Here is a 14,501-nt window from a genome sequence, read left to right as displayed (position 1 = left end):
AGGGGGGCGGTGTCACACTTGAGATGCGAACATGCCACCGCATCACCCCCCTGCCCCTCGCCCAGCCATTTTCACCAACGCCTGCCTCAAACTGGGCAAATCACTGTACCGCTGCTCGGCCACCACTTTGCCGTCTTGAACCTCCAGCCATTGCACCGATTCGCGGTCCCCGCCGTAGCCCTTGGCTACCTCCCCGTCCCGATCCAGCAAGATCCGGTAATTGGCCGAGCGCATGGCAGGTACCATCACCGCTGCCACCATGCTGGGCATCTTCTCGATGTCCGCGACAAAGACCACGCCCCGCGCTTCAAGATAGCCCTTTGGGGTGTGCTCGACCGCATTGTTGACCAACCGTGCAGTGGCCATGCTGCGCGCAACCATGACCACGCGGGTCTTGTCGTCCAACGTGAATGCCTGGTCGAACTGGTCATTCAAGGTCCAGTGCTCGGCGGCTTGCACCAGGGGTGCACAGAGCATCGCCAGGAACAGAAAAGGAGTGCGCATCTTGCTATCTCGCAGTCAAAGGTTCGCCCACACTAGCCGTCTTGTGCTCAGGCGCCAAGCACTGCGCTTGAAGCCGCCTGCGGATGCTGCAAAATGACGCCCTGCGATGACCGGTTCAACAAGGAAACCTCATGCTTTATATCGTCATGCTGGGGGGACGCCACGCAGGGGCCAAGATCGAGGTCCACGACATGGTGTTCGCCCAGGCACCCAGCTTGCAACAGGCCTACCCGCAACTGCGCGACGCATGGTTCGGCAGCCAGCAGGGGCTGCACATCGATGCCTGGCTGGAAGTCGACGGCGTGGATGGCATGCGGGTGGAGTTGCACCCCCACCCGGCAAAACGTGGTGCGCTGCGCCTGTACTTCATCAACCTGGGCGGCTACGAACGCGGCGTGTTCGGCGAAGCGCACCGCTACGTGCTGGTCAGCGCCCGCAACAAGTCCGATGCCAAGGCATTGGGCAAGCAACACATGCAAACCGGCTGGCTCAAGCCGCATACCGATGCCGTGCTGAGCGTGGACGACTGCCTGGCCATCGACTGCGTAGACGGGTTGTACGTGCACCTGGTCGAAGGGCCGCACAAACCTGTCGTTTCGCGTAACGATTATATTCCCCTCTGACTTTGCGCCTCTGCCGGGGCCGTAGGGAGTCTCCCATGCCTTACCCCATCGAACAGAAACTGGTGATTGGCGTTGCCTCCAGTGCGCTGTTCGACCTGACCGTCTCGGACGACATCTACACCCAGGACGGCGTCGAAGCGTACCGGCGGCACCAGGAACAGAACCTGGATGAGCCTTTCCCCAAAGGCGTGGCGTTTCCGTTTATCCGTCGTTTTCTGCGTATCAACCAGGCATTCCCCGAGCAGCTGCCCGTCGAGGTGGTGTTGCTATCGCGTAATTCGCCGGAAACAGGCCTGCGGGTATTTCGCTCGATCAACCACTACGGCCTGGACATCACCCGCGCCGCGTTCATGTCGGGCCGCTCTCCCTACGAGTACATACCAGCGTTCAACGCATCGCTGTTTCTAAGCGCTAACGAAGAGGATGTACAGAAAGCCATCGACGCCAATTACCCCGCAGGCCGTGTTCTTCCGACCCGCATCTACGATGACGAAATCGATACCGAGCTGCGCGTGGCGTTCGACTTCGATGGCGTGATCGCCGACGACGAAGCCGAAAGCGTCTACAAGCGTGGCAACAGCCTGGATGAGTTCCAGGCCCACGAGCAGGCACACCAGCGCGTTCCCCATACACCTGGGCCCCTGGCCGACCTGTACCGCAAACTGTCGCTGATTCGCACCCTCGAAGACCGCAAGCTCGAAGATGATCCCCACTACAAGCGCATCCTGCGTATCGCCATCGTGACGGCGCGCAATGCACCTTCCCATGAGCGGGTGGTGACAACTCTAAAAGATTGGGGCGTATCGCCCGACGAGTGTTTCTTTCTGGGTGGCATGGAGAAACCGCGCGTCTTGTCGATTCTCAAGCCCCACGTCTTCTTTGATGACCAGCGCAGCCACCTGCACTCGCCTGCGGGCGATTTGCCGATGGTGCACGTGCCGTTTGGGGTGGCGAACCGGATACCGACGGCTGAACCTCATGTCGATGGAAATTCGGATGCCTAAGGCGGTCTACCCATGACCGAAACGATGGCCAGAGTGTGCTTGTCATGAGTCTCATACCAGGGTTGGACGATAAAGCCTGCGTACTGATCTGCGGGGCCAGCCGTGGAATCGGGCTCGCGCTGTGCAACGCGCTGGCGAGGCGCGAAGACGTCGATCAGCTGATCGCTGTATCGCGCCACGCCACGCAGAACCCAACATTGAGGGCGCTGGCCGACGCTCACCCGAATCGTGTATTGCTAGTGGACTGCGACGCGCGCGAGGAGGCCAGCCTGGCCGCCATGGCCGCGCAAGCCGGCGAGCGATGTGCGCACTTGCACGTTGTCATCAGTACCTTGGGGATCCTGCACCAGGAAAACGCCAAAGCCGAAAAGTCTCTGGCGCAGTTGGACCTTGCCAGTTTGCACGCCAGCTTCACCACCAACGCCTTCGCCCCGATTCTGCTGCTCAAGCACCTGCTGCCTCTGCTGCGCAAGCAACCTGCAACCTTTGCAGCACTGTCCGCGCGTGTGGGTTCGATCAGCGACAACCGTCTGGGGGGTTGGTACAGCTACCGGGCCAGCAAGTCGGCGCTCAATCAGTTGCTGCACACAGCCAGTATCGAACTCAAGCGCCTGAACCCGAATGCGACTGTTCTGGCCCTGCACCCGGGCACCACGGACACAGAACTATCAAGGCCGTTCCAGGGCAACGTGCCTGAGGGCAAACTGTTCGAGACAACGTTTGCCGCCCAGTGCATCGTGGAACTGATCGGGCGTCTCGGACCGAACGTTACGGGTAGCTTCTGGGGCTGGGACGGTCGAAACATCCCTTGGTAGGCATCAGTGGCGGGCACCCGGGCATTCAACAGGGTAAAGTCGGCACTGTCTTGAGAGCCGGAACGCGCCGCGATGACCTTGTTCTACCTGAAACTTGCCATTACCCCTTTGCTGATGTGGGCCATTTCTCTCGCTTCCAGGCGCTGGGGCGGGCTGCTAGGGGGACTGTTGGCGGGCATGCCCATTACCTCGGGGCTGGTGATGACCTTCCTGAGCCTGGAGCAAGGGACGGACTTTGCCCTGAACGCCGTGCCTGGTGCACTCGGGGGGCTGGCAGCCGTGCTCGCTACCTACGCGTTCTACCTGTATGCCACACGCAGGCTCGCCATCGGGGCTGCTGCGGGCCTGGCGATCGTCTTCTACGGCTTGGTCGCCTATGTGCTTACGCACTGGGGCCATTTGTACGTGTCGATAGGGGTGGCGCTGGGGCTGATCGTACTGCTGATTATCGCCAGCGGGCGCGAGCCCAAGCCTGAAACCCTGGCACGTGTACGGCATCGTTACTGGGAAATTCCCTTGCGCATGGTCTCGGCAACGGCGTTGCTGATGATCACCACGCACCTAGCCGCCTGGCTTGGACCCCAGACGAGCGGCATGCTCGCGCCAATCCCTGTCATCGCCTGGCCGTTGATGGTGTTTGCCCATGTGCAGAATGGGCGCGCGGGCATGGCAGCCATGGTGCGCGGCAATGCCATTGGCGCAGTGGGTGTATTGGCGTTCTACCTGATGCTGTCGGGGCTGATGAAAGCGCTGGGGGTCATGCCGACCATCGTGCTGGCCATGGGGACGGCGGTTGCGTTGACGGTAGCGCTGGCAGGCTTGCTGCGCGGCCGCTAGCGTTGCCCAAAGGCGCTGTGGACAGCCCCAGCGCCTCGGGTTCAAGCCAGTGTCACGGATGTTCTTGCGAAACAGAGTTGTTGGCTTGCACGTCCTTCATGTCTTCCTCAAGCGCTGCATCCCCAGCGCCAGGGTCTTCATGGGTGCGTGCGGTACCGTTGTCGCGTGGCACCTGGCTGTCCTGGTCGGAGCCAGGGTTTCCGGGGGGTGGATTCCAGTCCTCGGGGCGCTCGCCGCCTGCCTGGGCGGCGCCTTGCTTGGGTTCCGAAGGGGCCTGTTCAAGGCCTGAATCATGACCCTCACCGGTGTCCGGGCTGTTCTGAGCCGGGCCTGGGTAGGGTGCTGCAGGACCATTATTGTCGATTGGCATATGCATTCTCCTGATTGAGGCGCTGTAATAGCGTGAGTCTGCTTAACGCTGTTGCCGCCGGCATCCATGCCAAGGCGGCGAGGTATATGGGTGGAAACTGCACTACGCCCGTTATTCTCTGGGCGTAATCACATCCATGGGCGGCTGCTCGGAATCCTCCATGTCATCACCCTCCTCTTCGTTCATGAGCGGATCATCGTCCGGATCAGGTATGGTCGGGTTGTCAGGGTTCACCGACGGGTCCGGTGAAACGGGCATGTCATCGTCAGCGCCGTCCTGTGCCATGGGATCTCTGTTCATTGCCGCGTACCTCGAAAGAATGGATGAGGCCTACAGTTATTCGAGAACAGCGCGGGCGCAGGCGTTCGATCGGGATGAAGCCCGTCCGTCGCAATCGAGGAGGCCGAGGTTGATGGCAAGTGTGATCAGAGCGGCGACCATCCTGGACGCAGAAGGCATCAGCCGGGTGATCCTGGCTGCCCTGCGCCACAGCAACGCAGCAGACTATGACGCCGCCACACTGGCGCGCGTGGCGCGTTCCTTCACACCCCAAGCGGTGGTTGCACTGCTGGGCAGGCGGGTTGTATGGGTGGCTGTAGAAGACGGCCTCGTCGTCGCAACGGCAAGCCTTGAGAAGGATGTGGTGAGGAGTGTATTCGTCGACCCGACCTATCAGCGCCAGGGTATCGGTGAACAAATGATGGGCTGCATCGAGCAGGAAGCGCTGGCCAGTGGGGCCTTGCAGTTGCAGGTGCCCTCTTCACTCACTGCTCAAGGTTTCTATGCCAGGTTAGGTTACAGGGTGGTTCGTGAAGTGCGCCATGGAGATGAGCGAACGGTGGTCATGGCGAAGGTGTTGACCGCAGGATAACTCAGGGTGCAAGTGAGTACCTTGGGCTATATCTGACGCCCGGCAAATCCCGTGTAAATACAGTCTTGATTCTGTATTGGCCTAGAGAGCGGAGGCCTGAACTTTGCGGAAGGAACTGCCTGATGCCGCCTCTGAAGGCTTGCCGAAGTCCGGGTAGAGGCGGTCTTGTACCGCGATGGGCCGCGCAGCGGCCCCGGCAATCTAAGATGCGGAGCTGAAATCCTGGGGCTGCTGCGCAGCCCATCGCGGTACAAGACCGCTCCTACGCGAGACTCGCTAGCTTGCGAAGGCGGCGCAAGACAGTGCCACCTAGGCTCTGTGTGAAAAGTCTTGAGACGATGGTCAGGCAAGGCGAAAAAAGCCGAGGAACGGTCGGAGTCGCGCTCGACTTTACGTGTTGTAAATGAGCATTCCGACCGGGCTGGCGATCCAGGCTGTTTTCAACGCAGCACCACCGAGTATCAAGGCTTTTCACACAGAGCCTAGCGTCCACCAGCGAGCAACCTAGACCACCACGATATCCGTCAACCCCAGCACCTGGGCTTGCGCCAGGATTTCATCGGGCGTGGCATCGGCTGCGGGCATCACCAGGCTGTTCTCGCCGTCGCCGAAATGCAGCACGATCAGGTGCAACGCCGCTTCGTGCAGGGCCAGGCCACGCTGGTCCAACTCGAAGGTATGGTCGGTCGAATTTCCATTGAGCGAGTAACGAACAGTGAAGGCGTGCATGAGCACCTCGATATAGGTTGGGAACTCATTACTTGACCGGCGAGACAGGAAATAATTCACACCACCACCAAGATCGTCTCGCCAAGCGCGCAAGACGACCTGGTATCAGGCGGCGCAGGTGTTACTTCATGGTCTCTCGGTACAGCTCTATGAACGGCGCTTCAGCCGGATCGATGCGGTCCATGCCGGCGGCAATGCGGTGCCAGTAGGGATACTGCGGCGCGATGCGGGTGGCCTGTTCGATCTGCTTCAGGTCCTCTTGCGTCAACACCAGGTCTGCCGCCTGCAAATTGTCTTGCAGCTGATCGAGGGTGCGGCCAGCGGTAATCACGCTGGTAATGCCCGGGCGATCCTTGAGCCAGGCCAGGCAGACGCGTGAAGGCGAGCAACCGTGGCGTTCGCCCACCGCGATTAAGGTCTCGATGATGTCGTAGGCGCGCTCACGATCATGCACATAGGGTTCCGGCCAGTCGTTACCCTGACGAGTGCCCTTGGGCGTCTGCTGGCCACGACGGACCTTGCCAGTCAACAGCCCTTCACCCAACGGCCCCCAGACCAGCGTGGCAAAGCCCTGGTCAATCGCCATCGGCAGCAACTCGTACTCGGCCTCGCGCGATTCGGGCGTGTAGTAGATCTGCTGGGAAACGGGCTGTTGCCAGCCGTTCAATTGCGCGCTGCCCAGGGTCTTCATCATTTGCCAGGCGGTGTAGTTGGACGTGCCGAAGTAGCGAATCTTGCCGCTTTGCACCAGGTGATCCAGTGCTGCCAGGGTCTCCTCCACTGGCGTGACGCCGTCCCAGTTGTGGATCTGGTACAGGTCGATATGGTCGGTGCCCAGGCGCTTCAAGCTGGCCTCGCACGCGCGAATCAGATGGTAGCGCGAAGCGCCGCTGTCATTGGGGTTGTCGCTCATCGGGCTGCGCGCCTTGCTGGCCAGGATGATCGAGTTCCGACGCTCGCCCAGGGCCTTGCCGACAATTTCCTCAGCCAGCCCATGTGAATACAGGTCGGCGGTATCGACCAGGTTGACCCCGGCGTCGAACGCCGCCGCGAACATGCGCTTGGCCAGGTCCACATCGACGCTGCCGGTCTTCTCGAACGAGCCTCGCCCGCCAAAAGGTACGGTGCCAATGACCAGTTCCGAAACCAGCAGGCCGGTGTTGCCGAGTGCGCGATATTTCATGGAAACCTCCATAGCAAAAGACTAGAAATACCGACGTACCTGCGCGCTGAAACGTTCAATCGGAAGCTTTCGGCGGCGTTCCCTATCAACCCAGCAGTTGCGCCAACGACTGTCAAAGGCTTGCCAACGCACCATGCCCGTCGTGACCCTATGCGTAGGTGGCAAAGGCGTTACGCCACAGGCATGCTGGCAAGCTGACCAACGGACGATGCGAGATGACGATGCAATCCCCCTGTACCACGTACTACCTAGAAATGACCTCGCCAGAGCAACTGGTGGAAAAACCCCAGCGCCCGGATTTGCACATTGTCGAATGCGAGGTGCCACAACCGGCCTTCAACCGCTTTCTCTACGCGTTGGTCGGCACGCCCTGGTCCTGGGGTGACCTGGACGCGTGGAGCGAGGCGCAGTGGCAGGCGCAGGTCGAGCAGGAAGCTCACCGCACCTGGGTGGCTTACCACCGGGGCGCCATCGCCGGGTATTACGAACTGTATCGCCCTGACGGGCGTAACGCCGAAATCCGTTACTTCGGCTTGGCCCCGCAGTTTCTGGGCGCAGGCTTTGGCGGCCCGCTGTTGAGCCAGGCGGTGCGTTGCGCCTGGGCGTGGCCCGGTACGCAGCGTGTATGGGTGCATACCTGCACCCTGGATCACCCTGCCGCGCTGGGCAATTACCAAGCGCGCGGCTTCAAGATCTACAAGCAGGAAGAAACCCCGTCGGAAGCCTGAGGCTCAGGCCTGGGGTTCGGGTTGCACTGCGGCGTCTGCGGCCGTTTGCAACGCCAGCTTCTCGCGATCGGCCTTGCTGATGTACGTGGGTTTGGTGCTGCGCGGCGCCAGCTTGGCGCTGGCCTTCTTGGCGTGCGCCTTGAGCAGTTGCTTGATTTTCTTCTGACGGTTCATGGCGGGTTCTGATGAGGAGGAATGGGGCCTATGATAGCGCGTTGTCTTTCCTTTCCGTGAACCGCCGGGGCCAGTGCCATGAAACGTTCGCCCAGCATGCCCCCGGTTTCCGACTGGGTCATCCGCAGCACGCAGCCTGGCGCAATCGAGCGGATCGAGGCGTGGTTCGGTAGCCATGGCTATGATCCCCATCGGCACGACACCTACTCCATCGGCCGTACCTTGGCCGGGGTTCAGAGTTTTCATTACAAAGGCGCGTTGCGCCACGGCATGCCGGGCAACACGCTGGTGCTGCACCCCGATGAGTTGCACGACGGCATGGCCGGCACCGAGACGGGTTTTCGTTACCGCATGGCCTACATCGACCCTGCACTGATTCAGGCCGCATTGGGCGGCCAGCCGCTACCGTTCGTGCCCGGTGGGCTCTCCAGTGACCCGCGCCTTTTCCACGCCAGCGAAACGTTCGTTCAGGCCGTGGACCACCCTCTGGAAAGGCTGGAGGAGCAAGACGCTGTCTACGACCTGGCCATGGCGTTGCGCGCTGTCGCGGGCAAACCACGCGGGCGCAAGCGCCTGGATTACCGGTCCGCCGAGCGCGCCAAGGCGTTCATTCTGGAGCACCTCCACCTGGGCATTACCCTGGAGATGCTCGAACGCGCCAGCGGCCGTGAGCAATGGAGCCTGTCCCGGGACTTCCGGGCTTTGTACGGCACCAGCCCCTATCGCTTCGTCACCCTCCGGCGGCTGGACAATGTGCGACGGCTGTTGCTCGATGGCTTCACCCTGGTCGACGCAGCCCTGGCGGCAGGCTTTCATGATCAGAGCCACATGACCCGACACTTCACCCGCAGCTATGGGGTGCCGCCGCTACGCTGGCTCGAACGCCTGCGGCCAGGCCAGCAACGTGCAGGATCGTACAAGCCAGCAAACACCGAGCTGCAATAGGCTGCGTGCTCCAACCAGGAGTAACCACCATGTTCGAATCCAATCAGCACATCCAGCCGCACCCTGTGAACCTGAAGCAGAAGGCGTCGATGATCGACAGTCAGTGGAGCCCCAGGGTTGTTGCACAGATGAACGACTACCAGTTCAAGGTCGTGCGTATCGAGGGAGAATTCATCTGGCATGCGCACCCGGAAACCGATGAAGCCTTTCTGGTGCTCGAAGGCACGCTGCGCATCGATCTGCCGCAACGCAGCGTCCATGTAGCGCCCGGCGAGTTGTTCGTGGTACCCCGGGGTGTACAGCATCGCACGGCAGCCGAGGGCGAGGCCAAGCTGCTGATGATCGAACCGTGTGGCGTCCTCAACACTGGCCATGAGGGCGGTGAGCGCACGGCGCCTAATGATCTGTGGATCTAGCCATCGGCCTCAGCGATGGCCCAGCGCCGGCGGGTCGACATGGGCAAGGGTTGGCCTGGGCACTTGATTGAGACCAAACTTGCACCATCGTCGACCGGAATAACGCCATGCTCACTACCCTGGCCATCAGCAATTATCGCTCCATCAACCACTTGGTCCTACCGCTGGGTCAGCTCAACGTGGTCACCGGAGCCAACGGCAGCGGCAAGTCGAATCTGTACAAAGCCCTGCGCCTGCTGGCCGAAACGGCACAGGGCGGGGTCATTCAGGCACTCGCCCGCGAAGGTGGGCTGGACTCGACTTGGTGGGCAGGCCCTGAATCGAGTGCGCGCATGATGCGCGGTGAAGTACCGATTCAGGGGCAGCACCCGCGCGATGCCCGTCGCCTGCGGCTAGGCTTTGCCACCGAAGATTACGGATTTGCCATCTCCTTGGGGTTGCCCATCCTCCTGCCCTACCCCTCAGCCTTCATCCTTGATCCGGAAATCAAGAGTGAGACGATCTGGGCAGGCGGTGCTTATCGACCTTCCTCCGCGCTGGTCGAGCGCAAGAACGCAATGGTGAGGGCTCGTGAAGGCAACGACTGGACAGTACTGGATCAGCATGCCGACAGCAGCGAAAGCTTCTTCAGTGTGGTGGGCCGCCCGCGGCAGGCCCCCGAGATTGGGCAGTTGCGCGCCTTCATCAACAGCTGGCGTTTTTACGATCACTTTCGAATTGATCGGGATGCTCCCTGCCGCCAACCCCAATTGGGCACCCGCTCGCCGGTGCTGCATCATGACGGGCGCAACCTTGCCCCAGCGTTGCAAACCATCATCGAAATCGGTGACGTTGAAGGCCTCAATGCCGCGCTGGAGGACGCTTTCCCCGGCAGTCGCCTGGACATCCATGCACCCCCTGGCGGGCTATTCTGCGTACGGCTGTTCCAGCAGGGATTGCTCAGGCCATTGACCTGCGCAGAGCTGTCGGATGGAACCTTGCGCTATCTCCTGCTGATGACAGCCCTGCTGACGCCCAGGCCACCGGCTCTGATGGTGCTGAACGAGCCGGAGACCAGCTTGCATGTAGCCTTGCTGCCGGCCTTGGCCCGGCTGATCATTCGCGCATCCGAGCACAGTCAGGTGTGGGTTGTGTCGCACAGCGCCCCATTGATCGAAGCCTTAAGCCGGTGTGAGGATTGCAACCTGCTCGCCCTGGACAAGGTGCAAGGGCAGACGCGACTCAAAGACGTGGGCCTGCTGGACGAGCCGCTGTGGCGGTGGACTGACTAAAAAGGCTGATCAAGCAAGCGCCGCCTGACCCTCACCAGGCGGCACGTGCTCCGGTGCCAGAACCGTCAAGCCTTCATACAAGCGCCTCGCGGCTATGCTGGCCGTCGATCAGGCGCAGCAGGCCCAGCGGGTTGGCGTCTTTGAGGGCGTCGGGCAGCAGCGCGTCGGGATAGTCCTGGAAGCAGACTGGGCGCAGAAAACGGTCGATAGACAGGGTCCCGACGGATGTACCGCGCGCATCGGATGTGGCGGGGTAAGGCCCGCCGTGCACCATCGCCTCGCACACTTCGACGCCAGTGGGGTAGCCATTGACCAGCAGGCGCCCGGCCTTGCGTTGCAACACCGGTACCAGCGCGGCGAAGCGCTGGAAGTCTTCAGGCTCAGCAATCAGCGTGGCCGTCAGTTGCCCCTGCAACGCCTCGAGAGCCCGACGCAGTTCGGCTTCGTCAGCCACTTCGATGGCGACCGTGGTAGGCCCGAACACTTCTTCCTGAAGGACTTCATCGCCCTGCAACAAGAGGCTCGCCTGCGCCATGAACAGCTGGGGCTGGGCTTGGTTGCCCCCCTGTGTGGACCCGGCCAGGTGGCGTATCCCTGGGTGCTGGTGCAGGCGCTGCACGCCGGCGCAATAGCTGCGCAGGGTTCCGGCATTGAGCATGGTCTGGCCAGGCTGGTCAGCCAGGTGCGCGCCTAACTGCGCCAGGAAGTCGCTGAAGGCTTCGCCAGCGATACCGATGACCAGCCCCGGGTTGGTGCAAAACTGACCACACCCCATCACCACCGAATTGGCCAGCTCCCGGGCAATCTGCGGGCCTCGCGCTTGCAGCGCACCTGGCAGCACCAGCACCGGGTTGATGCTGCTCATTTCGGCAAACACCGGGATCGGCTGCGCGCGAGCGGCCGCCATGTCGCACAGGGCCCGTCCACCTTTGAGCGAGCCCGTAAAGCCCACGGCTTGAATCACCGGATGACGCACCAGGGCTTCACCTACCCCCGCGCCGTAGATCATGTTGAACACGCCAGCGGGCATGCCGGTCGCTACAGCGGCCCGTTCGATGGCTTCACCCACCCACTCGGCCGTGGCCATGTGCCCGCTGTGCGCCTTGATCACCACCGGGCACCCTGCCGCCAGCGCAGCGGCGGTGTCGCCACCGGCCGTGGAGAAGGCCAAGGGGAAATTGCTGGCGCCGAACACCGCCACCGGGCCCAGGCCGGTGCGGTATTGACGCAGGTCAGGCCGTGGCAGCGGCTGGCGCTGGGGTTGCGCGCGATCGATGCGGGCGCCCAGAAAGTCGCCGCGCCGCAGCACCTTGGCGAATTGGCGCATCTGATTGCTGGTGCGGGCACGCTCGCCCTGGATGCGCCCCGCTGGCAGGGCAGTTTCTCGGCAGACGGTGGCGATGAAGGTATCGTCCAATGCATCGAGCTGATCGGCGATAGCGTCTAGAAACTGCGCGCGGCGCTCAGGTGCCAGGGCGCTGTATGCGGGGAAGGCGGCTTCGGCGGCCTGGGCTGCGGCGTCCACTTCTTCGGGGGTTGCCTGGCTGAAGGTGACCGGCAGGGCCTCCCCCGTGCAGGCATCGAGGCTTTGCAGGCGCACACTGCCAGCGGCGCTGCGTTGGCCGCCAATGAAATTGCTTCCAGTCATGATGGACTCCTGAATTAAGAGATTGAAGTTGCCGCACCTGACCGCTGCCCAGGGCACGGGGCACGTGCCCTGAAGGCCAGAGGTGGGCTTACAGGCTTTTCACGCTCCCTGGCTGCACCTGCTTCGCTGCTGGCGCAATGCCGTTGCGCAGCGGCTCGCCGAAGGCTGGCAGGCTGATTTCGAAGGTATCGCCAGGCTGCGCCTGGATGCCGTCGGCGAACGACAGCGTCGCAGTGCCGAAGTAGTGCACATGAATATCGCCAGGTCGCAGGAACTGGTCGTATTTGAAGTGATGGAACTCCAGGTTCTCGAAGCTATGGCACATGTTCTGCTCACCCGACAGGAAGGGTTGGCTCCATACCGGTTGGCCATCACGCAGGATGCGGCTGGTGCCCTCGAGGTGCGCCGGCAGTGCACCGAGCCGCAGCTCCGGTCCGAAACTGCAGGCGCGCAGCTTCGAGTGGGCCAGATAAAGGTAGTTACGCCGCTCCATCACATGGTCGGAGAACTCGTTGCCCAGCGCGTAACCCAGGCGGTACGGCGTGCCGTCAGGGCCGATCAGGTACAGGCCTACCAACTCCGGCTCCTCGCCTGCATCCTCGGCAAACGCCGGCAGCGGCAGGTCTGCCCCAGGGCGCACAACGATGGTGCCATCGCCCTTGTAGAACCATTCCGGTTGTGCACCCACCTGCCCTGCTGTTGGCCGGCCGCCCTCCATGCCCCACTGGAACATGCGCATGCTGTCGGTCACAGCGTCCTGGGCCTGTTGCTGATGCATCTTGTCGCGCGTGGCGGCGCTACCCAAGTGGGTCAGGCCAGTGCCGGTCACCAGGCAATGGGCCGGATCGGGGTGATCCAGCGGCGGTAGCACCCGGCCCTCGGCCAACAGCGTTTGGTAATCGTGCCGCTCGCCCAGGCCCACTACCTGCACCTGATCGGCCAGGGTCAGGCCAGCGGCGATGGCCTGCAGGGCCAGCTCGCGGGTGGTGTCGATGCCACACACGCGCAAGACGTAGTCACCTTCCACCACGCCGACATGGCGCTCGCCGGTGGCGGTTTCAAATTGGATCAGTCGCATGGTCGTACTCGCTTGTCGGTTGCGAAAAATTATCGGGAGGCGCCAGCCACCTGGGTGGATGCATCACGCTGTCGACGCTCCAGGCGGGCGTAGACAACTCCGGTAAGCAGCACCCCGAACACGGTGACCAGGGCCAGGAAATAAAGCCCGGACGACAGGTGCCCCGTGTGTTCTTTCAAGGCGCCGATGCCAAATGGGCCCAGGTAGCCGCCCAGGTTGCCGATCGAGTTGATCAGGGCGATGCCGGCCGCAGCGCTGGCCCCGGAGAAAAACCGCCCAGGCAGGGTCCAGAAGATCGCCGTGCACGAGAACAAGGCGAACGCCACCAGGCATAACGCCGCCAGTTGCAAGGCCGGCACGCTCAACCAGGCACTGAGAAACAGCCCGACTGCGGCCAGGGCGTACAGCAAACCGAGATGACCGTAACGGTCATTGAGGCGGTCCGAGCTGCGTGGCACGACCAGCAAACCAATGATGCCGAACAGGTAGGGCACCGCCGACACGAAACCGGTGACCAGGTCGCTGCCGCCAAACTGGTGGATCAAGGTGGGCAGCCACAACCCAAGCCCGTAGATGCTCAGGGTCATGGGCAGGTAGAACAGCGCCAACAGCAGCACGCGGCTGTCTTTGAGTGCATGCAGCGGGTTGCCGTGGCGGGTCTGGCCGTATTCACGCAGGTCATTGGCCAACTGCTCTTGCAACCAGGTGCGTTGCGCGTCGCTGAGCCAGCGCACCTTGGCCGGGCCATCTGGCAACAGGCGCAGGGTGGGCCAGGCCAACAGCACCGCAGGGGTCCCGATGCAGATGAACAGCCATTGCCAGCCGTGCAGGCCATAGGTGCCGTCCAGGCCCAGCAATGCGCCGGAAAGCGGCCCTGTGACCAGCATCGCCAACGGCTGGGAAAGGATGAACAAGCCCAGGATCTTGCCGCGATGCCGCACCGGGTACCACTGGGTGATGTAGTACAGCACCCCCGGGAAGAAACCGGCCTCGGCTGCCCCTAGCAGAAAGCGCATCACATAGAAGCCGTTCGGCCCGGTCACGAATGCCATGCCAACGGTGATGGCGCCCCATGTGAGCAAGATGCGAGCGAACCAGCGGCGTGCGCCGAAGCGGTCCAGCAGCAGGTTGCTCGGCACCTCGAACAGAAAATAGCCGATGAAGAACAACCCGGCGCCCAGGCCATAGGCCGCGTCGCCCAGGCCAATGTCGGCGCCCATGTGCAGCTTGGCAAAGCCGACCGCCGAGCGATCGACATAAGCCACCAGGTACAACAGAACCAGAAAAGGGATGAGCTTGAGTGTG

General features: G+C 62.3%; 18 protein-coding genes. 9 read left to right on the top strand and 9 right to left on the bottom strand.

Annotation, left to right across the window (positions count from 1 at the left end):
* Positions 1-42 precede the first annotated feature (42 nt).
* Positions 43-504 (bottom strand): hypothetical protein, encoded by a 462-nt coding sequence (locus ACK59L_RS20075; protein WP_409275591.1) that lies wholly within the window; start codon positions 502-504, stop codon positions 43-45.
* 131 nt (positions 505-635) lie between these two features.
* On the opposite strand from ACK59L_RS20075, the gene ACK59L_RS20070 reads away from it, so the two are divergent.
* From ACK59L_RS20070 to ACK59L_RS20055, 4 genes are all read left to right on the top strand, one after another.
* Positions 636-1,127 (top strand): DUF1543 domain-containing protein, encoded by a 492-nt coding sequence (locus tag ACK59L_RS20070; RefSeq protein WP_144964582.1) that lies wholly within the window; start codon positions 636-638, stop codon positions 1,125-1,127.
* A 35-nt stretch (positions 1,128-1,162) separates the two neighbouring features.
* A complete protein-coding gene (locus ACK59L_RS20065) occupies positions 1,163-2,131 on the top strand; it encodes a 5'-nucleotidase (RefSeq protein WP_196137019.1) in 969 nt (322 codons plus the stop codon).
* Between the two features lie 44 nt (positions 2,132-2,175).
* Positions 2,176-2,946, top strand: coding sequence for an SDR family NAD(P)-dependent oxidoreductase (locus ACK59L_RS20060; protein ID WP_409275588.1), 771 nt, complete (start codon positions 2,176-2,178; stop codon positions 2,944-2,946).
* 72 nt (positions 2,947-3,018) lie between these two features.
* On the top strand, positions 3,019-3,783 hold the full coding sequence (locus tag ACK59L_RS20055) for a hypothetical protein (protein WP_409275586.1): 765 nt from the start codon (positions 3,019-3,021) through the stop codon (positions 3,781-3,783).
* A gap of 52 nt (positions 3,784-3,835) precedes the next feature.
* Here ACK59L_RS20055 and ACK59L_RS20050 read toward each other — a convergent pair whose 3' ends face one another.
* The gene (locus ACK59L_RS20050) at positions 3,836-4,153 is read right to left on the bottom strand and encodes a hypothetical protein (RefSeq protein ID WP_409275584.1); all 318 of its coding nucleotides are present in this window, start codon (positions 4,151-4,153) and stop codon (positions 3,836-3,838) included.
* A 111-nt stretch (positions 4,154-4,264) separates the two neighbouring features.
* On the bottom strand, positions 4,265-4,453 hold the full coding sequence (locus ACK59L_RS20045) for a hypothetical protein (RefSeq protein WP_409275582.1): 189 nt from the start codon (positions 4,451-4,453) through the stop codon (positions 4,265-4,267).
* Positions 4,454-4,565: 112 nt separating this feature from the next.
* Here ACK59L_RS20045 and ACK59L_RS20040 point away from each other — a divergent pair, with 112 nt between their 5' ends.
* Positions 4,566-5,024, top strand: a complete 459-nt coding sequence (locus tag ACK59L_RS20040) for a GNAT family N-acetyltransferase (protein ID WP_409275580.1) — start codon at positions 4,566-4,568, stop codon at positions 5,022-5,024.
* Positions 5,025-5,528: 504 nt separating this feature from the next.
* On the opposite strand, the gene ACK59L_RS20035 is transcribed toward ACK59L_RS20040, so the two are convergent.
* Positions 5,529-5,753 carry a hypothetical protein gene (locus tag ACK59L_RS20035; RefSeq protein WP_144964578.1) on the bottom strand — a complete coding sequence of 75 codons (225 nt, stop codon included), beginning with the start codon at positions 5,751-5,753 and terminating at the stop codon, positions 5,529-5,531.
* A gap of 121 nt (positions 5,754-5,874) precedes the next feature.
* Entirely contained in the window at positions 5,875-6,936 is a 1,062-nt protein-coding gene (locus tag ACK59L_RS20030) for an aldo/keto reductase (protein ID WP_409275578.1), read from the bottom strand.
* Positions 6,937-7,157: 221 nt separating this feature from the next.
* Here ACK59L_RS20030 and ACK59L_RS20025 point away from each other — a divergent pair, with 221 nt between their 5' ends.
* Entirely contained in the window at positions 7,158-7,664 is a 507-nt protein-coding gene (locus tag ACK59L_RS20025) for a GNAT family N-acetyltransferase (RefSeq protein WP_196135783.1), read from the top strand.
* A 3-nt stretch (positions 7,665-7,667) separates the two neighbouring features.
* Here ACK59L_RS20025 and ACK59L_RS20020 read toward each other — a convergent pair whose 3' ends face one another.
* Positions 7,668-7,838: a DUF2986 domain-containing protein gene (locus tag ACK59L_RS20020; protein WP_409275576.1), complete on the bottom strand. Its 171-nt coding sequence runs from the start codon at positions 7,836-7,838 to the stop codon at positions 7,668-7,670.
* Positions 7,839-7,916: 78 nt separating this feature from the next.
* On the opposite strand from ACK59L_RS20020, the gene ACK59L_RS20015 reads away from it, so the two are divergent.
* The 3 genes from ACK59L_RS20015 (at position 7,917) to ACK59L_RS20005 (ending at position 10,470) form a co-directional block, all read left to right on the top strand.
* A complete protein-coding gene (locus tag ACK59L_RS20015; RefSeq protein ID WP_409275574.1) occupies positions 7,917-8,783 on the top strand; it encodes an AraC family transcriptional regulator in 867 nt (288 codons plus the stop codon).
* 29 nt (positions 8,784-8,812) lie between these two features.
* Complete coding sequence (locus ACK59L_RS20010) at positions 8,813-9,199, top strand: cupin domain-containing protein (RefSeq protein ID WP_409275572.1); 387 nt, start codon at positions 8,813-8,815, stop codon at positions 9,197-9,199.
* A 107-nt stretch (positions 9,200-9,306) separates the two neighbouring features.
* The gene (locus ACK59L_RS20005; RefSeq protein WP_409275570.1) at positions 9,307-10,470 is read left to right on the top strand and encodes an AAA family ATPase; all 1,164 of its coding nucleotides are present in this window, start codon (positions 9,307-9,309) and stop codon (positions 10,468-10,470) included.
* Positions 10,471-10,543: 73 nt separating this feature from the next.
* On the opposite strand, the gene ACK59L_RS20000 is transcribed toward ACK59L_RS20005, so the two are convergent.
* The 3 genes from ACK59L_RS20000 to ACK59L_RS19990 form a co-directional block, all read right to left on the bottom strand.
* On the bottom strand, positions 10,544-12,118 hold the full coding sequence (locus tag ACK59L_RS20000) for an aldehyde dehydrogenase (NADP(+)) (protein ID WP_409275569.1): 1,575 nt from the start codon (positions 12,116-12,118) through the stop codon (positions 10,544-10,546).
* 88 nt (positions 12,119-12,206) lie between these two features.
* Positions 12,207-13,196 carry an AraD1 family protein gene (gene araD1, locus ACK59L_RS19995; protein WP_409275567.1) on the bottom strand — a complete coding sequence of 330 codons (990 nt, stop codon included), beginning with the start codon at positions 13,194-13,196 and terminating at the stop codon, positions 12,207-12,209.
* A gap of 29 nt (positions 13,197-13,225) precedes the next feature.
* Positions 13,226-14,501: MFS transporter (locus tag ACK59L_RS19990; RefSeq protein WP_409275565.1), on the bottom strand; the 1,276-nt coding region annotated here is incomplete at its 5' end.

Origin of the sequence: Pseudomonas sp. KCJK9111, from assembly GCF_046231935.1 — a bacterium.
Classification (GTDB): Bacteria; Pseudomonadota; Gammaproteobacteria; order Pseudomonadales; family Pseudomonadaceae; genus Aquipseudomonas; species Aquipseudomonas parafulva_B.
Note: the sequence above shows the minus strand (reverse complement) of the source record. Positions and strands in the feature narration are given on the sequence as shown.